Genomic DNA, 23,011 nt, shown 5'->3' on the forward strand with positions numbered 1-23,011 from the left:
TGGGCGTGCCGTTGCACTATCATGCGCGGCATCGCATCCAGGGAGCCGTGCCCGTGCAGCAGCCATTCGACCGCGCCGCAGAAGATCTCGGCAATTCCATCCATCTCGAACATGTCAACGTGCAGGTGCCGGACCAGCGCCTTGCCACGCTGTTCTATGTCGCCGGCATCGGGCTGACCCGCGATCCCTATCTGATGGTCTCAGACAGCAACATGTGGGTGAACGCCGGCCGCAGCCAGTTTCATCTGCCGACCGGCCGGCAGCAGGTGCTGCGCGGCCATACCGGTATCGTGATCGCCGGACGGCAGGCCCTGCTGACGCGGCTTGCCGCGGTCGCCCCCAAGCTCGAAGGCACCGCGTTCGGCTATCGCGAGCGCAACGATCACGTCGAGGCCACCTGTCCCTGGGGCAACCGGCTGCGCTGCTTTGAACCGGACGCCGAGCGGTTCGGGCGCATCGCGCTCGGCATGCCCTATGTCGAATTCGCCGTGCCGCGCGGCACCGCTGAAGCCATCAGCCGGTTCTATCCCGAGATCATGGGCATCCCGGCGAGCGTTGCGAACGGCGACGATGTCGTCGCGCGCGCTAAGGTCGGCAAGGACCAGTATCTGCAATTCCGCGAGACCGATCAGGCGCAGGGCGAGTTCGACGGCCATCATGTCCAGATCTACATCACCGACTTTTCGGGCCCCTACAAGCGGCTGCGGGAGCGCAATCTGGTCTCCCGCGAGGACAATCAGTACCAGTACCGCTTCTGCGACATCGTCGATCCCGCCAATGGCCGGCATTTGTTCACCGTCGAGCACGAGGTGCGCAGCGCCACGCACCCGATGTATCTGCGGCCGCTGATCAACCGCAATCCGGCGCAGACCAACCGCACCTTCGCCAACGGCTACGACCAGGCGCCTTGGGCGATGGGGCCGGACCAGTATGACGGGTGAGCGCACGCCTCCGCATCACGCCACCCTCCGCAATTTCAGCCACGAGACGACATGCTTCCCTCCCAGCGCCACCTCTTCGAGATTCCACGCGAGATCTGCTACCTGAATTCGGCGTCCTACAGCCCGCTGCCGCTGAAGACGCTGGACGCCGGCCGCGCGGCGGTCGAACGCAAGGGCCAGCCCTGGACCATCGATGCCGGTTTCGCCGGCCGCCAGCATGAACGCGCCCGCGCCGCGGCGGCGCGCCTGATCAATGCCGATGCGAATGATGTCGCCCTGATCCCGGCGATCAGCTACGGCGTCGCGACGGTGGCGAAGGCACTGAGCATTCCGCGCGGCACCCGCGTCGTCGTGCTGGAGAACGATCACTCCTCGCCGGTGCTGGAATGGCACGCCCGCGCCGAGGCGCAGGGCTTTGTCGTCGACACCGTGCGCCAGCCTGCCGATGGCGACTGGACGTCGGCGGTGCTCGCGACGATCGAGCGGTCCGGCGCGCCGCCGGTCGGCCTCGCCTCGATCTCGTCGGTGCACTGGTCGGACGGCGGTCTGATCGATGTCGACAAGGTGCAGGCGGCGTTGCGGCGGCACGATGCGATGTTCGTGATCGACGCGACGCAGAGCGCCGGTGTCGTGGCGATGGACGTGACAAAGCTCGATCCCGACGCAGTGATCTTTCCGACCTACAAATGGCTGATCGGCCCCTATGGTCGCGCCTTCCTCTACGTCGCGAAACGTCACCAGAACGGCGTGCCGCTGGAGCAGACCTCCGCCGGCCGCCGCAACGTGAACTCGGAGAACCCGGTCTATTTCGGCGATCTCACCTATGTCGACGACGCCCGCCGCTACGACATGGGCGAACGCGATCACTTCATCACGCTGGAGATGGCGTCGATCGGCATGGAGATGATGGCGGACTGGAGCGCCACTGCCGTCAGCGCGCGGCTGGCGATGCTTAACGAGCGGATCGCCGACGGTGTGCGTGACCTCGGGCTCGACGTGCTGCCGCGCAGCGTGCGCGCGCCGCATATCCTGAGCCTCGGCATGGCGGGCGGCATCCCGAAGGAATTGATCGCGCGCCTCGCCACCGAGAACATCCACGTCGCGTTGCGGCTCGGCCGGATGCGGATCTCACCGCACGTCTTCAACGACGAGGCCGATGTCGACCGCCTCGTCGCTGTGTTGACGAAGGCGCTGCGCGGTTAACTCCGCTTGCGCCCGAGCGCGATGACGCTGAACAACTCGATCGCTAGCGCAACGGCTACGCTGGCCGCGCCGATCACGAACAGCAGCGCATAGTCGCCGCCGCTGTGCGCGAACAAATAGGACAGGCCGTAGGCGCCCGCCGCCTGGAACAGCGCGAAGGTCGTCGTGGCCTGGGCCCAGGCAGAACGCTGGCTCGCGGCGGAGTGCGGGATCAGCTCGTGGATGCGGCCGATCACCAGCGGCACGATGCCGGGCGTGAAGCCGCCCACGATGAGGCTCGACACGATCATTGCGGCCGGCGACGTCGTCACGGCAGGCAGCGCGACCGCTACGGCCTCGATCAGGAACGCCACGCGGAGCGCCGCGGCGAAGCCTGCGCGATCGGCGAGATGTCCTGACAGCAGCGGTCCGACCACGGCGCCGATGCCGTACAGCACCCAGTAATAGGAACCTGCCGCGATCCCCTGCCCGAGTCCGCGGGCCACGAAGTCGACCAGGAACACCATATGCGGCACCAGCGCCAGCGCGTTGAGGCCATATTCCAGGCACAGCGCGATCAGCAGCGGTGACCGCACGCCATGCGACGCAACGTGCTGTTCTGCGGCAGCATGCGCGGCAGGCGCCTCCGCCGGCCACGCCTTCCAGCTGATCAGGGTCAACACCGCCGACAGGATTCCGAGCCCGTACCAGGCCTGCTTGACGCCCTGCTGCAGCAACAGCGGCACCAGCGTGCCCGAGGCGGCGACGCCCAATCCGACGCCGGCGAAGATCACGCCGCCGATCAGGCCGCGCTTGCTCGGCGCCGTGTGCTGCAGGATCACGGTCGCCGCCAGCACCATGATGACGCCGCCGCTGGCGCCGGCGAGGAAGCGGAAGCCGAAGAACCAGATGAAGGAGATCGGCACTGCGCAGGCAAAGCAGGTGATCGCAGCCAGTGTCATCATACTGCGCAGCGCCCACACCGAGCCGATCCGCGCGCCGAGATCGCGGGCGATCAGCGCGCCGGCAAGGTAGCCGGCAAGGTTGGCGGCACCGAGATAGACCGCTTCCGCCGGCGTGAACCATTTCGCCGCGATCAGCGCCGGGATCAGCGGCGTGTAGGCAAAGCGCGCCAGCCCGAGCCCGACCAGCGACGCGCACAGCCCTGCGGCCGCGGCCAGCCATAGCGGTCCGCCCGCATCGCGATGTAGTTCGGCGTGATGGCGCCTGGCATGGTCGACATTGGCTGACATGGACATCGCAGTAGGCCCTCCGGCCGTCCGTGAAAAATGATTAGTTGCGATCGCAGCAATCGTTCGCAGCGATCACCTCAGCTCCTCACCTCTCCCCTTGTGGGAGAGGTCGGATCGCATCGTCAGATGCGATCCGGGTGAGGGGTGAGCTCTCTCGTGGGACTGAGTCTCAGCGGTTTCGTTCCGCCGCGAGCTTCTTGCGATAGTCCAGCGCGGGCAGCCCGCCCCAGCCCCAATTGTCGGTATCGACTTCCTCGATGACGACGAAGGTCGATTCCATGGGCTTGCCGAGCACGTCGCGCAGCAGCTCGCTGGCGCCCATGATCAGCGCCGCCTTCTGCTCCGGTGTGGTGGACGACGCCCCCGGCGCCGTCCCCTCACGCGTGACCTGGATGGTGACGATAGGCATGACGTCCTCCGGTCCTAGTGACCCGCGCTCTGGCCGCCGTCGACATGCAGGATCTCGCCGGTGACGAAGCCCGCGCCTTCCAGGAACAGCACGGCGTCGACGATGTCCTTCATCTCGCCCATCCGTCCGACCGGATGCAGCTTGGCAAGGAAGTCGTGGGTCTCAGGCGCGTGCATCGGGCTCTTGATCACGCCCGGCGCCACCGCGTTGACGCGGATGCCCCTGGCGGCATATTCGATCGCGAGCGACTTGGTCGCCGCATTCAGCCCACCCTTGGTCAGCGAGGCCAGCACCGAGGGCACGTTGCTGTTGGCGTGGTCGACCAGGCTGGTCGTGATCTGCACGATGTGCCCGGAGCCCTGCTTCACCATCTCCTTCGCCACGCGGCGGGTGATGTAGAAGAAACCGTTGAGGTTGGTCGCGAGCACCGACGCATAGTCCTGGTCGGTGTAGTCGGTGAACGGTTTGGCGACGAAGATGCCGGCATTGTTGACCAGGGTGTCGACGCGGCCGAAGCGCGCCAGCGCCTGCTTGACGATGCGGTCGGCAACCTCGGGATCGCCGATGTCGCCCGGGACGGCCAGCACATCGGCATCGGAGGACGGCTTGATGCTGCGGGAATTGGCGACAACGCGGTAGTTGCGGTCGCGATAGCCCTTGACGAGCGCCTCGCCGATTCCCTGCGACGCGCCGGTGATAATGGCAACCTTCTGCTCTGCACCCATGGTCTCTCTCCATCTGTTGATGAGGCTGCAACAGCGCCGCCTCGATGGAGAACAACGTAGATACGTTCGGTTTCCGCGCGAATGCCCGCTATTCGGCAGACACTCTTCCGCGGCGCGAACGACTGGCCTGGCTGGCTTCGCGCGACAGCCGCTCGAAATAGCGTTTCAGCCGCGGCGTCGCGAAGTCGACGAAGGCGCGCACCTTCGGCACGTCGAAGCGGCCCTGCGGCGCCAACAGATGCACCGGCAGCGGCGGATGCTCGTCGCTTGCGAGCAGGATCTGCAGCCGCCCGTCGCGGATTTCCTCGGCAATGTGATAGGAGAACAGCCGGGTGATGCCGTGCCCTTCGCTGGCCGAGGCGACCGCCGCCCGCACCGTGTTGACAACCAGCCGTGGCGTGAACTGCACCGCGCGCGCGACCTTCGACTTCACGGCCGGCGGAAAGCTCCAGGAGTCGAGCCCGAAATGCGTCATCGCGATGATCTGATGCTTCGCAAGATCGGCCGGCTCGCCGATCACCGGGTGCTGCGCGAGATAGCCCGGTGACGCCGCGACCACGCGGCGCACCTCGCCGAGCTTGATCGCGACGAAATTGGAATCGGCGAGATGGGCAATGCGCAGCGCGACGTCGATGCCCTCATCGATCAGATTGACGGTGCGATCGAGCATCACGAGGCGGGCGACCACCGCCGGATGCTCCGTCATGAAGGCATCAAGCACCGGCCGCAGCAGATCCTCGCCGACCACGACAGGCGCCGTGATCGTCAGCGTGCCGCGCGGCGCCGAGCGCTCGCCACCGGCCGAGATGTCGGCCTCCTCGAGCTCAGAGAGGATGCGCCGGCACGCCGCCGCATAACGCTGCCCGGCATCGCTCAGCTTCAGCGACCGCGTGGTGCGATGAAGCAGCTCGGCACCGACATGATGCTCAAGGAACGCGACGGCACGGCTGACCGCCGCCGGCGATCGCCGCAACTTCCGTCCGGCACCCGCAAGGCTGCCCTCGTCGACCGCCGCGACGAAAACCTTCATGGCGTCGATGCGGTCCATAAGCTTTCCTCGGCTCGCGGCTGCCGCTACCCCTGCACATCATACTGCTTGCTGAGGTGATCGCCGATCTGCACCAGCATCGCGACACATTCGGGGTAGCCGGGCCTGGCCACCGTGGCCTCGTCGGCGCTGGCACGGAATTCCCAGCTGTCGCCGTCGCGCAGCACAGAGATGTCGATGCCGTCGGGGCAGTCGGCATGCACCTTCAACTCGGCCCGCGCCATCGCGATAAGTTCGGCTTCGGTCTTGCTCGGCTTGCTCATATGACGACGTCCTCCCGGCTGGCGACTTCCGCCATGGTTGCCGATTTGATGGGCGTCTGTCGAGAGGCGCTACTGTGACGCGCTGGCGCGGCGCTCGCCCTTGATCGCCGGCAGCGTGCTCACCGGCGCGGCCTTCGCACTGTCAGGCACCGATCCGGTCGCGACCGGATCGGGCAGCGGCGCGCGGGCGGTGGCGTCGGGGAAGCGGACCTTCATCTCGCGGATGAAGCCGTCGAGCGTGTCGACGCTGGCGGCCATCCGCGCGATCTGCGCGAACTCGGCGCTTGAGGTCGCGACCGGCTTGCTGGCCGCCTCGAACGCCAGCCTGTCGGCATCGCCCGACATCAGCGGCGCGTATTTCTCGCGGAACCGGGATAGCCCGATGGCGTCCTCGGCGAGCGCGTAGCCAACCACGGCACGGATGATGTCGGCCTTCTCGCCCGGGTTGAGCGGGGTGAAGTCGCGCCAGCGGTCGCCGTAGTAGAGCTCGATCTGCTCGGACGCCTCGCGCCAGTGCCGCGATGCCCAGTAGATGTCGGAGCGCAGCCGGATCGCCTCGCGGCCGGTGATGTTCGAGATGATGTCGAGCGCGAGGTCGTGCCGGCCGACGTCGCTTTGCGCGCGCGCCTCGAGCAGCAGCCGCTGCTGGCGCAGTTCGCCGGAGAGGTCCGCGATCCGGGTCGAGCGCAGCGCGCCGATGGCGCGATCAGGCTTGCGGTTCATCAGATAGACCATCGCAAGGCGCGCGGCGACCTGGGCGCGCGCCGCGCCTTCGAGACGCTTGTCGACCTGGTATTGCAGGAGGTCGGCGGCCTGGTCGAGCAGATCGACACCGACGAGACGGTCGGCGAGACGGCGGATCATCTCGTCGCCGCGGCGGCCGATCGGCGTCAGCTCGCGGTATTCGTAGAAAGTGCCGAGCGCATCGATCGGCGCCATCTCGTCGCCCTTGGGGCCGAGATAGAGCTGCACGAACAAGGCCGAGGCGGCATCCTGCGCCAGCCGCGATTCCGGCGCGTTCGGCTGCAGCCGGGTCGCGGCACGCGTCACCGCGAAGGCGTCGGCATAGCGCGCGGTCTCGGCGTAGATCTTCGACAACACGTAGAGCGTCTTCAGCTCGATGGAGTCGCCGCGCCACAGCATCGACAACAGCTCGAGCTCCTTCAGCACATCGTCGCGCCCGATCTCGCCGCGCTTCTGCTTGAGCAGCGTCTCGAGCAGCTTGCCCTCGGCGGCGGCCTGACGGTCGGCCGAATTGGCGGCGAAGCGGTAGGCGTCGAGCGCGTCCTTCTCCTGGCCGAGCGCTTCGGCGAGCCGGCCGCGCAGCACCGCAACCGCAGGCTTGAGCCCGTCGGGAACGCCGACCACGTCGAGATCGCTCTTGCGCCGCGCGGCGCCGGCATAGTCCTTGACCTCGAGCGAGGCCTTCATCGAGTCCAGGGTGACGATGCGCTGCAGCTCGGCAGGCAACGTCGCGACCGCGAATTCGGCGTTCTTGAACTTCTCGCGCGCCTCGGCCCATTTGCCTTCGCGGGCAAAGGCGAGCCCTTTCCACAATTGGGAATCGTAACCATTGCCGATCACGGGATTGGCCAGGTCCTTCAAGCCCTGTGCCGGGTGTCCGATCAGGATGCTGGCGACCGCGTGCACCATCACCACCGGCGCCGTCTCGCCGCCGCGCTTGCTCTCGGACAGGATCAGATTGGTGACGCCATGCGCTTCGTAGTACATGCCGCGCGCCATGTAGAAATCGGCGAGATCGAGCCGTGCCTGCGGCAGCTGCTCGGCATTGGCGGCACCGGCCGCCACGATCAGAGCGTCGAGCTGCTTGAGGAAGCTCTCCGACCGGTTCTTGCGCCACTCGTTCGGATCGAACAGCGGCTTCACCGCCGCGGTCGCGCGCTCGGCGGCGACGTCGGCCGATGACAGCGTCAGTCCGCCGGGCCGGCCCAGCATCACCTTGTCGGCGCCGACCTCCGCCTTGACGTCGTCGGCGTTGGGATGGACCACGACGCCGTGGATCGATTCCAGCAGCGAGAGCTCGACGAAATCCTGCCGTTTGATGATGCCGCGGGTCGGCGGCGGCGCCGTCACCACCCAGAGCGTATCGCCGGCGTCGGGATCGACCAGTTTATGGAGCTGGCCGGGATTGGCGAGCGGCACGCTGACATTGGCGAGCGCGGGCTCCGAGATGTTGCGCACCACGCTGAGCGGCAGCGGCGGCTTCTGCACCCGGTCGGCAAAGGTCAGCGTCCAGCTCACGCCGCGCGAGCGATCGTCGCTCTCGAGTGACGGCATCTGCGGCCGGTTGAGGCGGAAGCGCACCGCCTGCCCCTTCTCGAGTGGAATCCGGCTGACGTCTGATATCAGCGAGCCGGCCTTGGCGCGGATTGGATCGACATCGATCGCCTCAGGCGTGTCGAACACCATCCACACCGTGTCGGCACGGCGGAACAGCGCCGCCGGCGTCGCGCCGGGGAATGCAAACGTCACCCCCAGCCCGTCGCTGTCGCGCTGGGCTTCGACCGCGGGCTTGCCGCTGGCACGGACCTCGCCGGGCGATGGCGCCACGGCCGGCTTCGGCCCTTCCATCGCCGGCACGGCCGCGACAGCGGGCGCCGGCTTCGGCGCCTCGCTCACGGGCACCTTGTTCCGCTCCGGCGCAGAAGGGGCGCTGCCCTCGCGCGGCGCGGAAGGCGCAGCAGCGTTCTCGACATCCGCGGCCGGTGCAGCGGCGATCTTCGGCAGCTCCGACTTCGGCAGCTCGGATCTGGGCTGCTCGGTCTTGGCGGGCGCGGCTGCCGGCTGTTCGGTCGTGGCTTGCTCGGGCTTGACCGGCTCGGATTGCGGCGGTTCGGATTTGGCCGGCTCCGCCTTGGACTGCTCAGGTTTGGGCTGCTCAGGCTTGATCTCGATCTTGGCCTCTCGCGCGATGCTTTCCGACGTCACCGGCGCGATCGCCGCAGCACCTTTGGCTCTGCCGCGCGGCGTCGGCAGCAGCGCGCTCAGCGCGGGCTTTGCCGCCGGCTGCTCGTTCTGCTGGAAGGCGACATCGACGATGTAGTTCTTCTCGTCGCGGAACGAATGCACGTCGACATCGCCGATCAGAGTCACATCGACCGCGGAGGTGTCGGTGTCGGCGCGCGCGCTGATCGACGCGACGTTCGGGGGTGCGGCGACCTTGGCGTCGGCAAGGTCGAAGCTCAGGACCGAGTTGAAGGCCAGCGTCAGCTTCTGCTCATTCAGCACCGAGGAGACGCTGACACCGTCGGGGACCTCGAACACGAAGCGGACGAAGGTGGGCTGCACCAGCGCGCGAACGCGCACCGGCGGCTTTTTCTTGGCGGCGTCGGCGGCACGCTGCGCGCGCAGCAACCGCTCGGCGGCGCGGGCGCGCTCGGCAAGCTCGCGGATCACCTCCTGCGGCAGCGACGGCGGCGGCCCGGTCCAGCTGTCGGGCAGGAAGTCGATGAAGATGCGCTCGCCGGCGGTCATGGTGTTGATGGTGACACGGCGCGCCAGCGACAGGCGGATCGCCGAACCGTCCGGATCGCGGCGCGCGGCGCCGACATAATCGGGCACCGCATCCGACAGTTTCTCGACCGGGATATCGACCGGACGCTTGAAGCGGATCACGATGATCGTGCCGGCGGCCGTGACCTCGGACTCGACATCCTCCTTCAGCTTCAGCACCAGCCGGGCAAAGCCGTTCGCGGCCGAGAAGGCCGCCTCACCCGGCACCGCGTCTTCGGCGCGTGCAGCAGGCGAATATGTGAGGGTCATGAGAACAAGGCCGGTGGCAAGCAGGCACAGACGCGCAGTCCGCGCCCAGGCGCGGCCTAGCGACCATGTTCCAGCGGCAGCCGTTCGCGCCATCTCGAAACGTTTTCTCGGGACCTCAGCCATACCAGCGCGAAGCGCCCTCGCCCACGCGTCCCGATCTTGGATCGGGCGGCGTTAAGGAGCTGTTAACGTCAATGGATTGTTTCGGGGGGCTAGGAGCCCGTCCAGATATGTTTTCGTGACGGGCATTTGTTGTAGAGTAGCAGGCTCAGGCTGCGTTTGCGAGGTTGAACAGCTTGAGGAGGTTATGGACGGTGCAGATCATTGTCCACTCGGCGCGCACTTTCTCGATGCCCCGCAACAGGAACTGGCGGAAGCCTCTTGCCTGTTTGATCTGCCCGAACACCGGCTCCACCACTTGCTTTCGCAATCGGTAGGGTGTTTCGAAGCCGCCATCGTCGATCTTCTTTCGCATGGCCTGTGTCAGCGGGCCGCCGACTTTTCCGTTCGCTACTGTCGGGTGTTTGGCGCGTCCGGGCGCGACATAGCCATCGATGCTGCGTGTGTCGAGCGCTTCGAGATTGGCTTCGCTGCAGTAGCCGGAATCCGCTGAGGCCTGCCGCGGCTTGCGGCCAAGATTGCTCTCGATGGCCTCGATCAGGGGCACCAACTGGCCCTGATCGCTGCCGTGCTGGGTCAGTTCTTGCGCGACAATGATCTGGGCATGTGCATCGACGGCCGCCTGGGCATTATAGGCCTGAACGAAGCCATCCTTCGACTTCATGATGCGGCTTTCCGGATCGGTGAAGTTGCGTTGCGCCTTGGGATTGGGTTCCTCCGATGGCAGCGCCGCCGGTTTGCCCGGCTTCTTGCGGCCTTCGGCCTGGCGCTGCTGTTCCTTTTCGGCCTCGATGCGGCGCTCTTCCTCCGCCGCCAGTTTGGCGTCCGCTTCCAGCGCCGCCATCGCTTGCTGGATCTTCGCCAGCCGTTTCTGCTTGTCGACGGTCCAGTCCGGCAGTTCGTCGCTGTTGCCGAAAGTCTCATCCTCCGAGGCATCCGCCGCCTCGGCGGCCGCCAGCATGCGAGCGACCTCGGCCTTCAATTCCGCCTCGCGCTTCTTCATGCGCTCATAACTCATCGCCTTGTGTTTCGACGCGTTCGCCTTGATCTTCGTACCATCCAGCGCGACATGACCGAGCTTGACCAGCCCGGCCGTCTCGCACAACTTCAGAACCTGCACGAATAGCGCGCCGAGCGCCTTCAAATGTCGCTTGCGAAAGTCGCTGATCGTCCGAAAATCCGGCGCATCCAGCGCCACGATCATCACAAAATCGTTCCGCTCCCGGCAGGCCTTGGCAATCCGACGCGACGAATACAGCCCACTCGCATAGCTATGCAGCAGCAGCGCCACCATCATCCGCGGATCAAACGGCGGCTGCCCAAGCCCGCTCACATAGCTGCCCATGATCTCCCTGAGATCGAGGCTCTCCCGCACCAGATCAACCATAAACCGCGAGACATGGCCTTTCGGCACGAAGTCCTGCACATTCGGCGGCAGAAGCAGCGTCTGATCGATGTTCCAAGGCCGAAAATACTTGCTCATCGCCCAATGTTGAATCAGACCCGACCAGATTTGAACAGCGACTATCCAGACAAGCTCCTAGGAAGGAGCGAGCAAGTCTTTCGCAGTTTCCGAGCTGGCTCCGCCCTGCGGTGAGGCCGCAAGGTATCTCAGACCATTCTCGAATGCGTTTGCGGTATGGTTAAAGAATGCTTGCCATCACATTGGCCCGGCTCGCAGAAACTGGCGACTTGAGATGCCGCTCAAGACAGCAAGGTTCGGCATCAAGGACCATCTGAAGATACTCGAGCAAGCGGCACCGGCGCTGGACCGTGCCGATCCATCTTTCGTCGCAAGAGCCATCGCCGACCTCGCCGAGGCCCCGCCTGGCTCGCGGGCGCAAGCTTGCCGGAAGCAAGCCCTGCGCTAACGCTCCCCTCAATTCGTCTTCGGCGCGAGGATCTTGCCTTCGATCTTGGGGAGATCGTCTGTTGAGGCCGACTTGTCGCCGCCGGCGCGGCGGGCGAGTTCGACGGTGAGCCGCTCGGCGGCCTCGGGCTGCATCAGGCCGAGGATGTCGGACATCTTGCGCGGCTGGATCTGCGAGGCGATCTGGTAGAGCACGCCCATTTCCAGGCGGTCGAACACCTTGGCGGCGTCCTTCGGCTTCATGTTTTCATACATGGTGACGATGCCCTTGAAGCGGGCGGCGTCTGCTTCCGCCTTTGCCGCCGCATCGGCGTTCGACTTGGCGTCATTGGCCTTGGCCTCCTCGACCTTGGCCTCGATGCGCTTCTCGGCGGCCTTCAGGAGGCCCTCGCGGATATCGACCTCACGCGCGCGCGTCTCGAGTTCCTGGCGGCGCGCCTGCAACCGTTCCAGGATCGCGCGCTCCGACGCCGACACCGGCGCGGGCGCATCCAGATTGACCACCACGCCGTCGGGCTTGGACGGCTCCGCAGCCGGGGCGGCCGGCTTCGGCGCCTCGTCCTTCTTCTCTTCCTTGCCGTGCACCGATCCCGTGATGTCGCCGGGATCGGCCTTGAGCTTGCTGTCAACCACCGCCTTGCCGGCGCCGGGGAAATTGAAGTTCTGCTGCGCCCAAGAGGGGCCAGACGGGCCAGCCGGCCGCGCCTCGTCAGCGAACACGTAACCGCCATCGAGCACGAGGCCCGCGACCTTCAGCACCATCAGGCCGAAGATCGCGACCAGCACCACGGGCATCACTCTGATGTCACGAAGCAACTTCATGCAGCGAGACCGCCGGCCCTCCTGCGCTCGGTGAAGGCTTCAGCCGCCGCGGCAACCGCGCGCGCGGCCGAGACCCTGGGCGCCGGCGCCGCCGGTGCAACGGCGGGAGCCGGCGCATACGCGGGTTCGGACGGCCGCGCGGCCTGCGCGATCTTGGACAGACGGCGCACCACGCCATCGCCTTCCGCCAGCTGGGTCTTCAGCAACGCGGACATCTGCGTCGCCGCATCGAGCCGGTTGCCGAGGTTCTCGTTGACGTCGCGCACCGCGTGCTTCAGCCCGCCGATCGCCCGCTCGGCGATCTCGGTCGCGGTGATCAATTCCGCGATCGTCGCCTTGAGCGAATGCTCGTCCGCCTTCAGCCGCTGCAGGCGCTTGTTGAGCAGCCAGCAATAGCCGATGGTCAGCATCAGCAGCACGGCCACCAGACTCTCGATCGCTAGTCCAAGCACATGGCTCATGGTGCCTCCATCAGTTTGGTCCGCTCATCCGCCTTCTCGAACATCGCGAAGGTGGTTTGGGGTTTGCGCAAATTCTTGGTGACGCGGATCGCGACGCGGTCGCCGACGCGGCCCATTCGTCCTTCGGTCAGCGTGACGTTGCCGCAGCGGACCGAAACCAGCGCGTCGGAGCGGATATCCAGCGGCAGCGTGTCGCCGACCTTGAGCTTCATCAGCTCCTTCAGCGGGATGTCGGCCTCGTACAGCACCGCGTCGACGGAAATCTCGGCCTGCGCCACCTCGGTCGCGAAATGGCCTTCCCAGATCGGGTCGCGGCCGAACTTCTCGCCCATGAACATCTGCAACAGCACGTTGCGGATCGGTTCGATGGTGGCATAGGGCAGCAGCAATTCGACGTTGCCGCCGCGGTCTTCCATGTCGATGCGCAGGCGGACCAGGATCGCGGCATTGGCCGGGCGGCTGATCGCGGCAAAGCGCGGATTGGTCTCGAGCCGGTCGATCGTGAAGGTCACCGGCGACAGCGGCCGGAACGCCTGCTCGGCATCCGACAGCACCACCTCGACCAGCCGCTTGACCAGGTTGGTCTCAATCGTGGTGTAGGGCCGGCCCTCGATCTTGAGCTGGGTCTGGCCACGGCGGCCGCCGAGCAGCACGTCGATCATCGAATAGATCAGGTTGGAGTCGACCATGGCGAGGCCGAAATTCTCCCACTCCTCGGCCTTGAACACCGACAGAACCGCCGGCAGCGGGATCGAGTTCATATAGTCGCCGAAGCGCACCGAGGTGATGCGGTCGAGCGAGACCTCGACGTTGTCGGAGGTGAAATTGCGCAAGGATGTCGTCATCAACCGCACCAGGCGGTCGAACACGATTTCGAGCATCGGCAGACGCTCGTAGGACACCATCGCGGAATCGATGATGGCGCGGATGCCGGAATGATCGTCGAGGCTGACGTCGCCGACCGTGAAGCCGAGGAGATTGTCGATCTCCTCCTGCGACAGCACGCGCTCGCCATTGGTGTTCTTGCCGCCGAAGTCGCGGCTGCCGTCCTCGACCATGGCGGCCCATTGCAGCGCCATGTTCTCGGTGAGTTCGTTCTTGGCAGCTTCCGCCGCGGCGGCTGCGGGATCCTCGGAATCGAGCGAGGCTTCCCATTGGGCCGCAATGGCGTCCTGGTCCATCTGGTCGTTGCCGGCCATGGCTTTACATCCACCCCGTCACTGGATCACGACTTCCTTGAACAGCACTGCGTTCACCTGGTTGGGGGTAACCGCGAGATTGACCCGCTTGGTCAGCTCTTCCTTGAGGCGGAACAGGCCGGCCGAGCCGTTGAGATCGCTCGGGCGCAGCTCGCGCATATAGGTCTGGAACAGGTCGGTGACACGCGGCAGCGCTGGCTTGATCGCCTCGGCCTGCTTCTCTTCCTTGACCTCGAGCACGAGCTTCAGCTTGAGGTATTGCACCCGTTCGCCGGGCGCGCCGACCAGATTGACCAGCATGTCCGGCACGTCGACGAAGCTCGGCGGCTTCGGCGACGGCGCCTCGGCGTGCTGCTCCTCGCCGTGGCCGCGCATGAAGACAAACCATCCGCCCCCGCCCGCGCCGAGCACGACGAGGAGGCCTGCGACGGCAATGATCAGCTTGAGCTTGCCCTTCTTCGGAGCGGCCGCGCCCTCGCCGCTATCCGTCTTTTCCTCGTCCGCCATCGTCCGCTCGCTTCACTCTGAAGGATGCGAACGCGATTTGCCCCAGCTTTGGCCTGAAGACGCGATACAAATGCCGCCAGCGCACACGCGCCCCAACGAAGGCAACGCTAGGGTCATAATGGTTAACGGAAGCTTAGGATTTACCATCCACTAGGAAAAAACTGCCGGGCAAACATGGTCAACAAGACCTTTCTGCCGCCCCGCGCGGCCCCCGGCAAAACACCTAAGCCATTAAAATACCTGAATATTTCAAGTTGGCACGGCTTTCGCTGAGAGGACGTCGTAACCCGCGGGTTTGGGAGAACCCAATGGTTACCGACGGTCCGGCGTGAAGGTTTGGGAGAACCTCTGCATCGGATCACCTCACAGGGGAGAACCACCGATGCAGAATACGCTTCTGGTCGGACTATCGAAGCAGATGGTGCTGGAACGGCAGATGGATGTCGTTTCCAACAACATCGCGAACATGAACACCAACGGCTACAAGGCCGACCGGTCGCTGTTCCAGGAATATCTGTCCTCGAACGCGCATGAGGACAATTTCGCGTCCTCCGACCGCCGCGTCTCCTTTGTGCAGGACCGCGCGACCTTCCACGACTTCTCGCAGGGTCCGACCGAAGAGACCAAGAACCCGCTCGACGTCGCGATCGACGGCAACGCCTTCCTGGTGGTGCAGACGCCGGCCGGCGAACGCTACACCCGCGAAGGCAATCTGCAGATCAACGGCCGCGGCCAGCTCGTCACCGCCTCGGGCTACCAGGTGCTCGGCAACGCCGGTCCGATCACGTTCCAGCAGACCGACCACGACGTCAACATCGCCGCCGACGGCAATATCACCGTGCAAGAGGGCACGTCCCGCCTCGACTCGGTGCGCGGCAAGCTGCGCCTGGTCTCGTTCGCGCAGGCCCAGCGCCTGCTCAAGGAAGGCTCGAACCTCTACTCAACCGGCGAGGGCGCGCAGCCGCTGCCGGACACCAAGGCGCAAATCCGCCAGGGCTTCATCGAGAAGTCGAACGTCAACTCGGTCGTCGAGATGAGCCGCATGATCGAGATCACGCGAACCTATACCGCCATCGCCTCGCTGCTGCAGCAGCAGAGCGACCTGCACAAATCGGCGATCGAGAAGCTCGCCGACGTGCCGAACTGATCCGGAGGATTGACCGATGCGCGCACTTTATACCGCAGCGACCGGAATGGCGGCACAGGAACTCAGCGTTCAGGTGATCTCCAACAACATCGCGAACCTGCGCACCACCGGCTACAAGAAGCAGCGCGCCGCGTTCCAGGACCTGATCTACGACCACGTGCGCCGGGTCGGCGCACAGGCCTCCGATCAGAACACCATCATGCCGATGGGCATCGACCTCGGCGGCGGCGTCAAGACCGTCGGCACGCCGCGGATGATGACCCAGGGCACGCTGTCTCCGACCGGCAACGATCTCGACGTCGCGATCCGCGGCGAAGGCTTCTTCAAGATCCTGATGCCGGACGGCACCTTCAACTACACCCGCGACGGCTCGTTCCAGATGGACAATCAGGGCCGCATCGTCAACGCGCAGGGCAACCTGGTGCAGCCGACGATCACGATCCCGCAGAACGCCTCCGGCCTCACCATCAACGCGCAGGGCCAGGTCTCGGTGACGCTGCCGGGCCAGACCGCATCGACCAATATCGGCCAGATCGGCCTGACCCGCTTCATCAACAAGGCCGGGCTGATGCCGATCGGCGACAATTTGTTCCAGGAAACGCCGGCCTCCGGCCAGCCGCAGGACGGCATCGCCAACACCGACGGCTATGGCGACATGCAGCAGAGCAACCTCGAACAGGCCAATGTCGAGGTGGTCTCGGAAATCTCCGACCTGATCGCCGCCCAGCGCGCCTACGAGATGAACTCGAAGGTGGTCTCCGCGGCCGACCAGATGATGCAGTCGACCTCCAACCTGTTCCGCTGAGGATGATGATGTCGATGATCGCCCGCTCACTCCTGATCGCAGCCGCGCTCCTCGCGCTCACCGTGGCACCATCAGCCGCGCAAAGCCGCAGCGAGACCATCGCGGTGCCGACGCTGCGCGCCAGCATCACCGTCGCGGACGACATCGTGCGGGTCGGCGACCTCATCGACAATGCCGGCAGCGCCGGCAGCATCGCGATCTACCGCGCCCCTGACCTCGGCACGACAGGCACGCTGCCGGTCGCCCAGGCGCTGAACGTGCTGCGCAGCCACCAGGTGATCGGCGTCGACACCCGCGAGCTGAAGGAGATCACGGTCACGCGGCTGGCGCGCACCATCGACAACAAGGAAATCGAGCAGCAGGTGTCGCGCGCGCTCGAGGGCCGCCACGGCCTCGGGCGGGCCGGCAATATCGCGCTGACCTTCGACCGCGATCCCGGTGACATCCGCCTCGAGGCGACCAATACGGGTGCGATGCAGCCGATCGGCGTGCGCTACGACGCGCGCTCGACGCGTTTCGACGTGACCTTCGAGATCAGCAACGACGCCGGGACGGCGCCGTACAAGCTGCGCCTCACCGGCACCGCGATCGAGACCATCGACGCCGCCGTGCTGGTGCGCAATGTCGAGCGCGGCGAGCTGCTGAAGGCCTCCGACGTGCTGGTCGAGCGCCGTCCGAAGGCCGAAATCGGCAACGACGCGGCGGTGCGCGACAGCACCATCGGCATGCAGGTCCGCCGCCAGCTCCGCGCCGGCCAGGCCCTGCGCGCCGCCGACCTGGTGAAGCCCGATCTGGTCACCCGCGACCAGAACGTCACGCTGATCTACCGCACCTCCGGTCTCTACCTCACGATCCGCGGCAAGGCGATCGACGGCGGCGCCGAGGGCGACGTCGTCAACGTGATGAATTTGCAGTCCAAGCGCGCCGTCTCCGGCGTCGTCACCGGCCGCGGCGAGGTCTCGATCTCGGTCGCAACCCCGCGCGCCGCGCCGGCCGCCGACGCCACCGATCCAAATTCCGCTCCCGTCAAGCTGAGTTCAGTCGCACCAAACGCCGAGTAAAGTTCATGTCCCAGTACCGTATCAACCGCCTCGTCCTGGCCGGTGCGCTGTTCGCACTCGGAGCGATCGCCAGCGGTTGCTCGTCGATCGACCGTCTCTCCCAGATCGGTGAAAAGCCGAAGCTGACGGAGATCGAGAACCCGACGACGCAGCCCGGCTACAAGCCGGTGCAGATGCCGATGCCGAAGCCCGAGGTCGCTTCCTACAGCCCGAACTCGCTGTGGCGCAGCGGCTCCCGCGCCTTCTTCAAAGACCAGCGCGCCGCGCGGGTCGGCGACATCCTGACCGTCATGGTGAACATCACCGACAAGGCCGCAATCGCCAACGAAACCCAGCGCAGCCGCACCAATTCCGAAGACTCCGGGGTCACCAACTTCCTGGGCTCGCAGACCATCACGCAGCCGAACAAGATCCTGCCCGGCCGCATCCTGACCGCCGACTCCACGGCCTCGAGCGACGGCAAGGGCTCGGTCAACCGCCAGGAAGCGCTGCAGACCAACGTCGCCGCTGTCGTCACCCAGCTGCTGCCGAACGGCAACCTTGTGGTCGAAGGCAAGCAGGAGATCCGCGTCAACTACGAAATCCGCGAGCTGATCGTGGCCGGCATCGTGCGCCCGGAGGACATCCAGAGCGACAACACCATCGACTCCTCGAAGATCGCCCAGGCCCGCATCGCCTATGGCGGCCGCGGCCAGATCACCGATGTGCAGCAGCCGCGTTACGGTCAGCAGGTCCTCGACGTGCTGTTGCCCTTCTAACGGCATGATCCCGACCCGAAGGGCCGCGTTAGCGCAAAGTGGAAACCGGTTTTCGGAAATGGATCATGCCTAAGTAGGATTTTCACGAGCTCCCACATCTCGTCGCGAACCTAGGCGCGGCGCGGTGTACCAACACGGCCCTCGCTAGCTCCCCTGGCGAGGGCCGTGGCATTTTGTGACCGGTAGCGTGCGCTCGCGCGATCGGCGTGCACCAGTCCGATACCGCTTTCCGAAAGTCACACGATGGCTTTCTCGGTTCGTTAACCGTCGCAGCAGCGCACAGTGGAAGTCCGATCGATTGCAACGTAGCTAGGCGACAACGCAGGGTTTTCTATTTGTATGACAGTCATGCAAAGAGACGGTCGATATGCGGCGTGGTTCCGGACGCCGCGCGGCGAAGGCACCGGAATAGTCCAGCTCGCAAATGGCAGGATCTCGGGTGGCGACGCCATGTTCACCTATGGCGGTAGCTATCAGCTCGAGGAGGACCGCTTCACCGCGACCCTGACGACGCACAGATATGCCGACGGCCCGTTCACCACGGTGTTCGGCTGCGACGAGGTCGAGGCGCAGCTGACCGGCTCGTTCAACGGCAACCGGGCGGTGTGCTCGGGCACCGCCAAGCAGGCCCCCGGCGTGCTGTTCGAGGCCACGCTGTTTCTGCAGCAGCACGAGCCGGAGCCCGCCCCCGGCCCAAAAACGACGACAACACGCGCGGATGTCGCGAGACTGCCAAAACTCCCCGGCCGCCGCACGACCGTCGTGACCAGGCGTTTCAGCTGACCCGTCCGCAATGTCGATGGCGTCTCTGCCCTATCAGGCGTAGCATTGCACATGCGCGAAGCGCAGCCCAATCGATGCAGCCGGAAGGAGGACCGCATGTATGCCGCCATCCGTCACGCCAAGGCGAAGACTGGTAGCGCCGAAGAACTCGCGCGCCGGATCAAGGAAGGCGCTATTCCGATCATCAGCGACGTCGAAGGCTTCATGGCCTATTACGTGGTCTATGCCGGCGACGACACGGTCACCGCGATCAGCGTCTTCAACAATTACGCCGGCGCCGAGGAGGCCAACCGTCGCGCGCTGGCCTGGATCGATGACAATCTCGGTCCATTGCTGATCGGCCAGGCTACCGCAGTGGCGGGTCCAGTGATCGTGCATACGAAGGCGTGACCGCCTGCAATGAACGCTCGGCCGATCACGGTCATGAAGCTGCTCGCGCATGCTTGCTGCGGCGCGGTCGGCGCCTTTGTGTTCGGCCTGTGCCTTGCAAGCTCGATCAAGCGCTTCGATGGCCTCTCCTTCGCAGTCACGATTCTCGTCCTAATTCCCGTCATCTCCGACTTGTTCTGGACGCGGCGCGAGGTTCGCCGGCTGGCCGCCGGCAAAGCCGCCGATCAGCAGGCAATTCAATTCCTGTGGTCCTATCTGTTCTTCACCATGCTCTCGACGGGCTTCGGCATCGCGGTCATGGCCGTGATTTTGCAGTCGGCGGACTTCACGCGGACATTTGGCGCAATCCTGTTCGGCGTGCTGACCTGCGCCGGGATCTATCCGGTTGTCCGCGACGCGAGGCGGCTTGCCGATACAGTTGAGCCACGGACTATCCCTTGATCTGGCCGCTCCCCTCGGGCCTGTCGCTCAAGACAACAAAGACCTTGCCGTTGAAGTCGTACCGCGCGACCTCGCGCATGCCGAGCCGAAGATGCGCCTTGAGCGAGCGCGGATTGTCGTCCCTGATGAAAAGGATCGCCTCACGGCCGGGAAAATTTGCCTGCAGCCTCGCGTACAAAGCCTCCAGGACTCCAAGGCCGCGCGCGTCCTGCGAGATGCATACGGGACCATACACATAGGCATCCGGACGCCCCGGCCAGGCCTGCAGCATGGCCTGCACCGGCGGAGCCTCGTCAAACCCCTTCTCCGACGTCAGGAGCGCGCCGAGCAGCCTGCCCGCTTCGTCGATCGCGATGACGATCGATTGCCCGCTTGCAATGTGCGTCTCGATCGCATCGCGCGGCCATTGCCCGAGCAGCATGCCGCCCCGGTCACCGCTGTTGGCTGTCAGCAGCGCGGAGACGGCTTCCGCGTCCGACGACGTGGCGAGCCTGGTTGTGATCATTTCAGCTCGATCGAGTCAGCGGGCCAACGCACGATCGCAACTCACGCCTTTTTCTTCGCGGCCGCGCGGGCACCCGCCGCAGCCTTCTTCGCAGCTTTCTTGGCCGGCTTCTTCGATTTGGCCTGGTTGAGCTCGATCGCGGCGCGGATCAGGGCCTTGAATGCGCGGTCGTTGATCTTGTCGCCCTCGAACAGGTCGATCGCGCGCCGCACATTGCCCTCGAAGCCGGTGTTGAACAATCCGTCGGGGTCCGGCAGCTGCGCACCGTACATGAAAGTCAGCTTCACCTTGCCCTTGTGCGCGTTGCCGACCGCGATGATGCCGTCACGCGACCACACCGGGCTGCCCATCCACTTCCACTCCTCGATGACGCCGGGGTCGGCGGCGAGGATGCTCTTGCGCAGGCTGGCCAGCGTCTTGCCGCGCCAGTCGGTGAGATCCTCGATCATCCGGTCGATGCGTTCCGATGCCGTCATGTCCGCCTCGTATTCCTCGCCTGCCCTATGCAATCATATTTGGGATGCCCGGGCATCACACTTGTGATGCCGAGGTCGATCCCCGCCGTGGTGCCAGATAGGGCAACGCGAACAGATATAGGCCGGTAAGCAGCATGAGGATCAGCGGGAACAGCGCCAGCAGGCCGATCCACACGGCTTGCTGCTGATGCACCATGGCGATGATGTTGATGATGACGGCGACCGTGAAGGCAATCGAAAGCCAGCGGTGAAGTTGCCTGATCCAGTTGTTCCAGTTCAATGTGACCTCCTGTTTGATAGGTGTTGTGCGGGCCTCACTCCGGCCGCGCCATCAGCTGATCGAGATTCTCCAGGAACTGCTTCCATCCGGCATGGGCGCCGCCATAGGCCTGCTTCTGATGTGGCTGGAAGCCGGACTGCTCGACGCGCAGATGGGTGCCCTTCGCCGTCGGCGTCAGCGTGAACACCACCACGCTCTCGAGATTGTAGGCGGCATCCGCATGCGCGAAATTCCAGGTGTAGGACAGCGTCTTGTGCGGCTCGACGGCGAGCACCTTGCAGTCCAGCACGCCGCCCCACTCGCCGCGCAGATTGAAGCTGTGCCCGACCTCGGGCTTGAAGTCGTTCTTCATCAGCCACTCCTCGATCAGATGCGGTTGGGTCAGCGCACGCCAGAGCTTTTCCGGCGCATGGGGAAATTCACGCTCGACGATCGCGGAGCGCGTCTCACGGGTGGTCTTGTTCATTGGTCCATCCTTTTGAGGAGATCTTCGAGGTGGTCGAACCGGTTCTGCCAGAAGCCCGCCATCTGGCTGGTCCAGTCGATCAGCGGCGCCAGTGCGCCGAGTTGCGCGCTGTAATGCGTCTGCCTTCCTTCATGGCGATCGCGCACCAGCCCGGCCTGCTTCAGCACGCCGAGATGTTTCGACACCGCCGGCTGCGAGATTTTTGCGCGGGCGGTCAGCGCGCCGACGGTCTGCTCGCCCTCGCGGCACAGGCGCTCGAAGATCGCCCGGCGGGTCGGGTCTGCGAGGGTTCGAAACAGCATGTCGTGGGCGTCAGGCATTTTGCGATCCATAACCTGGTGGTTATTGATTAACGTATAACCAGCCAGTTATGGATGAGTCAATGGGGAATCCGGGCGGGCTGAAGGACGTCGAATTCTTCCTGCCGTTCGGTGGCTCGATCCTGAAACTCGCCGCTTCGGCTTTTCATAGCCCACCGGTTATTCGCCGGCACGAACTGCCCGTCGGGCAACTCAGCAAAATCTGTCAATCACCCCGCGCAAAAATATTTCGGTTTATCGTAATGACAACTCAGTGTATGGTTTGCCCGTCTCACCCGATAGAGGGGCGGGTCGCGATCGTCACGAACGCGGTGTGAGATGCGACGGACGCCGATTGCGCGATTGACGAATGCGCATGAGGCGGACGGCGAAGTCGTGTGGTCCTGACGCCCTAGCGGCCGGTGTCCCCAAGCAAAGCGCGAATGCGTTTTGCGAAGGCGGTGACAAAAAAGCCCAGTCTCGCCGGGGAGAGCACGAAGTAAGCCGTAACCCATCGCGCAGGGAAAGCCGGATTGTTCGGTTTCACCTGTGGTCCTACCCCCGAGCTTTCTACCTTTTGCTCGGGGCCCATGGGTGCGATCGGCACCCGGCTTTCCCTGCGCCCTCTGTTCAAGAGAGGGCGAAACGAGACGCAAAGCTCGGGCAAATCATGTCGCGAGAATGCGCAGTTGCGTCCCCACCCACACTGTCATCGCCCGGCTCGACCGGGCGATCCAGTACGCCGCGGCCTCTCGGCTCAAGCACCAGCGTCTCTGGAATACTGGATCACCCGCATGCGCGGGTGATGACACTGAACAAGCTGTTTGACTGTTGAATCGAGAACCATCCTCATCGTCGTCCCGGCGAAGGCCAGGACCCATTACCACAAGTGGTTATTGTCGCACGTTGCTGGAACGACGCGTCCCGTTCCCGTTCAGTACATCTGCTGCGGCGTATGGGTCCCGGCTCCCGTGCGCAATTGCGCACTAGGCCGGGACGACGGTGGTGTAGGCGGCG

General features: G+C 65.1%; 25 protein-coding genes. 9 read left to right on the plus strand and 16 right to left on the minus strand.

From position 1 onward, the window contains the following. The first annotated feature begins 53 nt into the window (after window positions 1-53). Window positions 54-941 (plus strand): hypothetical protein, encoded by an 888-nt coding sequence (locus HAP48_RS46790; RefSeq protein WP_166215813.1) that lies wholly within the window; start codon window positions 54-56, stop codon window positions 939-941. Window positions 942-992: 51 nt separating this feature from the next. Then, a complete protein-coding gene (locus HAP48_RS46795) occupies window positions 993-2,144 on the plus strand; it encodes an aminotransferase class V-fold PLP-dependent enzyme (RefSeq protein ID WP_166207236.1) in 1,152 nt (383 codons plus the stop codon). Here HAP48_RS46795 and HAP48_RS46800 read toward each other — a convergent pair. The 11 genes from HAP48_RS46800 to fliL form a co-directional block, all read right to left on the minus strand. Continuing rightward, complete coding sequence (locus HAP48_RS46800) at window positions 2,141-3,382, minus strand: YbfB/YjiJ family MFS transporter (protein ID WP_224496862.1); 1,242 nt, start codon at window positions 3,380-3,382, stop codon at window positions 2,141-2,143. The genes HAP48_RS46795 and HAP48_RS46800 overlap by 4 nt on opposite strands. 163 nt (window positions 3,383-3,545) lie before the next feature. After that, a complete protein-coding gene (locus tag HAP48_RS46805; protein ID WP_166207239.1) occupies window positions 3,546-3,785 on the minus strand; it encodes a tautomerase family protein in 240 nt (79 codons plus the stop codon). A gap of 14 nt (window positions 3,786-3,799) precedes the next feature. Next, on the minus strand, window positions 3,800-4,510 hold the full coding sequence (locus HAP48_RS46810) for an SDR family NAD(P)-dependent oxidoreductase (RefSeq protein WP_166207242.1): 711 nt from the start codon (window positions 4,508-4,510) through the stop codon (window positions 3,800-3,802). Window positions 4,511-4,598: 88 nt separating this feature from the next. Continuing rightward, complete coding sequence (locus tag HAP48_RS46815) at window positions 4,599-5,558, minus strand: LysR family transcriptional regulator (protein WP_166207245.1); 960 nt, start codon at window positions 5,556-5,558, stop codon at window positions 4,599-4,601. A gap of 26 nt (window positions 5,559-5,584) precedes the next feature. Next, a complete protein-coding gene (locus tag HAP48_RS46820; protein WP_166207248.1) occupies window positions 5,585-5,821 on the minus strand; it encodes a hypothetical protein in 237 nt (78 codons plus the stop codon). Between the two features lie 69 nt (window positions 5,822-5,890). Next, complete coding sequence (locus tag HAP48_RS46825) at window positions 5,891-9,697, minus strand: tetratricopeptide repeat protein (RefSeq protein ID WP_166207251.1); 3,807 nt, start codon at window positions 9,695-9,697, stop codon at window positions 5,891-5,893. A 175-nt stretch (window positions 9,698-9,872) separates the two neighbouring features. After that, window positions 9,873-11,207 carry an IS1182 family transposase gene (locus tag HAP48_RS46830; RefSeq protein ID WP_166202952.1) on the minus strand — a complete coding sequence of 445 codons (1,335 nt, stop codon included), beginning with the start codon at window positions 11,205-11,207 and terminating at the stop codon, window positions 9,873-9,875. Window positions 11,208-11,603: 396 nt separating this feature from the next. Then, window positions 11,604-12,416 (minus strand): MotE family protein, encoded by an 813-nt coding sequence (locus HAP48_RS46835; RefSeq protein ID WP_166207254.1) that lies wholly within the window; start codon window positions 12,414-12,416, stop codon window positions 11,604-11,606. After that, window positions 12,413-12,877: a DUF6468 domain-containing protein gene (locus HAP48_RS46840; RefSeq protein ID WP_166207257.1), complete on the minus strand. Its 465-nt coding sequence runs from the start codon at window positions 12,875-12,877 to the stop codon at window positions 12,413-12,415. The genes HAP48_RS46835 and HAP48_RS46840 overlap by 4 nt, the downstream gene beginning before the upstream one ends. Continuing rightward, a complete protein-coding gene (gene fliM / locus HAP48_RS46845; RefSeq protein WP_166207260.1) occupies window positions 12,874-14,076 on the minus strand; it encodes a flagellar motor switch protein FliM in 1,203 nt (400 codons plus the stop codon). Before fliM ends, HAP48_RS46840 begins: the two co-directional genes overlap by 4 nt. Window positions 14,077-14,094: 18 nt before the next feature. Beyond that, window positions 14,095-14,583 carry a flagellar basal body-associated protein FliL gene (gene fliL, locus HAP48_RS46850; protein WP_166207263.1) on the minus strand — a complete coding sequence of 163 codons (489 nt, stop codon included), beginning with the start codon at window positions 14,581-14,583 and terminating at the stop codon, window positions 14,095-14,097. A 382-nt stretch (window positions 14,584-14,965) separates the two neighbouring features. On the opposite strand from fliL, the gene flgF reads away from it, so the two are divergent. The 7 genes from flgF (at window position 14,966) to HAP48_RS46885 (ending at window position 19,968) form a co-directional block, all read left to right on the plus strand. Beyond that, the gene (flgF, locus tag HAP48_RS46855; protein WP_166207266.1) at window positions 14,966-15,730 is read left to right on the plus strand and encodes a flagellar basal-body rod protein FlgF; all 765 of its coding nucleotides are present in this window, start codon (window positions 14,966-14,968) and stop codon (window positions 15,728-15,730) included. 16 nt (window positions 15,731-15,746) lie between these two features. Continuing rightward, entirely contained in the window at window positions 15,747-16,535 is a 789-nt protein-coding gene (gene flgG, locus HAP48_RS46860; RefSeq protein ID WP_166207269.1) for a flagellar basal-body rod protein FlgG, read from the plus strand. A 5-nt stretch (window positions 16,536-16,540) separates the two neighbouring features. After that, window positions 16,541-17,596 carry a flagellar basal body P-ring formation chaperone FlgA gene (flgA, locus tag HAP48_RS46865; protein WP_166207272.1) on the plus strand — a complete coding sequence of 352 codons (1,056 nt, stop codon included), beginning with the start codon at window positions 16,541-16,543 and terminating at the stop codon, window positions 17,594-17,596. Window positions 17,597-17,601: 5 nt separating this feature from the next. Then, window positions 17,602-18,354 carry a flagellar basal body L-ring protein FlgH gene (gene flgH, locus HAP48_RS46870; RefSeq protein ID WP_166207275.1) on the plus strand — a complete coding sequence of 251 codons (753 nt, stop codon included), beginning with the start codon at window positions 17,602-17,604 and terminating at the stop codon, window positions 18,352-18,354. A 348-nt stretch (window positions 18,355-18,702) separates the two neighbouring features. Continuing rightward, window positions 18,703-19,137 carry a hypothetical protein gene (locus HAP48_RS46875; protein ID WP_224496864.1) on the plus strand — a complete coding sequence of 145 codons (435 nt, stop codon included), beginning with the start codon at window positions 18,703-18,705 and terminating at the stop codon, window positions 19,135-19,137. A 96-nt stretch (window positions 19,138-19,233) separates the two neighbouring features. Further along, window positions 19,234-19,527: a hypothetical protein gene (locus HAP48_RS46880; RefSeq protein ID WP_029085391.1), complete on the plus strand. Its 294-nt coding sequence runs from the start codon at window positions 19,234-19,236 to the stop codon at window positions 19,525-19,527. Window positions 19,528-19,536: 9 nt separating this feature from the next. Continuing rightward, on the plus strand, window positions 19,537-19,968 hold the full coding sequence (locus HAP48_RS46885; RefSeq protein ID WP_029085390.1) for a hypothetical protein: 432 nt from the start codon (window positions 19,537-19,539) through the stop codon (window positions 19,966-19,968). Here HAP48_RS46885 and HAP48_RS46890 read toward each other — a convergent pair. From HAP48_RS46890 to HAP48_RS46910, 5 genes are read right to left on the minus strand one after another with little or no spacing between them, the layout of a single operon-like run. Continuing rightward, a complete protein-coding gene (locus tag HAP48_RS46890) occupies window positions 19,958-20,473 on the minus strand; it encodes a GNAT family N-acetyltransferase (protein WP_166207282.1) in 516 nt (171 codons plus the stop codon). The genes HAP48_RS46885 and HAP48_RS46890 overlap by 11 nt on opposite strands. A gap of 41 nt (window positions 20,474-20,514) precedes the next feature. Beyond that, on the minus strand, window positions 20,515-20,949 hold the full coding sequence (locus HAP48_RS46895) for a DUF1801 domain-containing protein (protein ID WP_166207285.1): 435 nt from the start codon (window positions 20,947-20,949) through the stop codon (window positions 20,515-20,517). 55 nt (window positions 20,950-21,004) lie between these two features. Further along, complete coding sequence (locus tag HAP48_RS46900; RefSeq protein WP_166207288.1) at window positions 21,005-21,229, minus strand: hypothetical protein; 225 nt, start codon at window positions 21,227-21,229, stop codon at window positions 21,005-21,007. A gap of 34 nt (window positions 21,230-21,263) precedes the next feature. Continuing rightward, a complete protein-coding gene (locus tag HAP48_RS46905; RefSeq protein ID WP_166207291.1) occupies window positions 21,264-21,695 on the minus strand; it encodes an SRPBCC family protein in 432 nt (143 codons plus the stop codon). After that, window positions 21,692-22,015 carry an ArsR/SmtB family transcription factor gene (locus HAP48_RS46910; RefSeq protein WP_166207294.1) on the minus strand — a complete coding sequence of 108 codons (324 nt, stop codon included), beginning with the start codon at window positions 22,013-22,015 and terminating at the stop codon, window positions 21,692-21,694. The genes HAP48_RS46905 and HAP48_RS46910 overlap by 4 nt, the downstream gene beginning before the upstream one ends. Window positions 22,016-23,011 lie beyond the last annotated feature (996 nt).

The organism is Bradyrhizobium septentrionale (assembly GCF_011516645.4).
Taxonomy (GTDB): domain Bacteria; phylum Pseudomonadota; class Alphaproteobacteria; order Rhizobiales; family Xanthobacteraceae; genus Bradyrhizobium; species Bradyrhizobium septentrionale.

Bases quoted from the DNA above. Each gene is read 5' to 3' on its own strand.
- HAP48_RS46800 (WP_224496862.1), bottom strand. From the start codon at position 3,382: ATGTCCATGTCAGCCAATGTCGACCATGCCAGGCGCCATCACGCCGAA.
- HAP48_RS46835 (WP_166207254.1), bottom strand. From the start codon at position 12,416: ATGAAGTTGCTTCGTGACATCAGAGTGATGCCCGTGGTGCTGGTCGCG.
- HAP48_RS46905 (WP_166207291.1), bottom strand. From the start codon at position 21,695: ATGAACAAGACCACCCGTGAGACGCGCTCCGCGATCGTCGAGCGTGAA.
- HAP48_RS46895 (WP_166207285.1), bottom strand. From the start codon at position 20,949: ATGACGGCATCGGAACGCATCGACCGGATGATCGAGGATCTCACCGAC.
- flgH (WP_166207275.1), top strand. From the start codon at position 17,602: ATGTCCCAGTACCGTATCAACCGCCTCGTCCTGGCCGGTGCGCTGTTC.
- HAP48_RS46795 (WP_166207236.1), top strand. From the start codon at position 993: ATGCTTCCCTCCCAGCGCCACCTCTTCGAGATTCCACGCGAGATCTGC.
- HAP48_RS46820 (WP_166207248.1), bottom strand. From the start codon at position 5,821: ATGAGCAAGCCGAGCAAGACCGAAGCCGAACTTATCGCGATGGCGCGG.
- HAP48_RS46875 (WP_224496864.1), top strand. From the start codon at position 18,703: ATGCAAAGAGACGGTCGATATGCGGCGTGGTTCCGGACGCCGCGCGGC.
- flgA (WP_166207272.1), top strand. From the start codon at position 16,541: ATGATGTCGATGATCGCCCGCTCACTCCTGATCGCAGCCGCGCTCCTC.
- fliL (WP_166207263.1), bottom strand. From the start codon at position 14,583: ATGGCGGACGAGGAAAAGACGGATAGCGGCGAGGGCGCGGCCGCTCCG.
- HAP48_RS46880 (WP_029085391.1), top strand. From the start codon at position 19,234: ATGTATGCCGCCATCCGTCACGCCAAGGCGAAGACTGGTAGCGCCGAA.
- HAP48_RS46910 (WP_166207294.1), bottom strand. From the start codon at position 22,015: ATGCCTGACGCCCACGACATGCTGTTTCGAACCCTCGCAGACCCGACC.
- HAP48_RS46825 (WP_166207251.1), bottom strand. From the start codon at position 9,697: ATGGCGCGAACGGCTGCCGCTGGAACATGGTCGCTAGGCCGCGCCTGG.
- HAP48_RS46830 (WP_166202952.1), bottom strand. From the start codon at position 11,207: ATGAGCAAGTATTTTCGGCCTTGGAACATCGATCAGACGCTGCTTCTG.
- HAP48_RS46815 (WP_166207245.1), bottom strand. From the start codon at position 5,558: ATGGACCGCATCGACGCCATGAAGGTTTTCGTCGCGGCGGTCGACGAG.
- flgF (WP_166207266.1), top strand. From the start codon at position 14,966: ATGCAGAATACGCTTCTGGTCGGACTATCGAAGCAGATGGTGCTGGAA.
- HAP48_RS46805 (WP_166207239.1), bottom strand. From the start codon at position 3,785: ATGCCTATCGTCACCATCCAGGTCACGCGTGAGGGGACGGCGCCGGGG.
- HAP48_RS46890 (WP_166207282.1), bottom strand. From the start codon at position 20,473: ATGATCACAACCAGGCTCGCCACGTCGTCGGACGCGGAAGCCGTCTCC.
- HAP48_RS46840 (WP_166207257.1), bottom strand. From the start codon at position 12,877: ATGAGCCATGTGCTTGGACTAGCGATCGAGAGTCTGGTGGCCGTGCTG.
- HAP48_RS46885 (WP_029085390.1), top strand. From the start codon at position 19,537: ATGAACGCTCGGCCGATCACGGTCATGAAGCTGCTCGCGCATGCTTGC.
- fliM (WP_166207260.1), bottom strand. From the start codon at position 14,076: ATGGCCGGCAACGACCAGATGGACCAGGACGCCATTGCGGCCCAATGG.
- HAP48_RS46810 (WP_166207242.1), bottom strand. From the start codon at position 4,510: ATGGGTGCAGAGCAGAAGGTTGCCATTATCACCGGCGCGTCGCAGGGA.
- flgG (WP_166207269.1), top strand. From the start codon at position 15,747: ATGCGCGCACTTTATACCGCAGCGACCGGAATGGCGGCACAGGAACTC.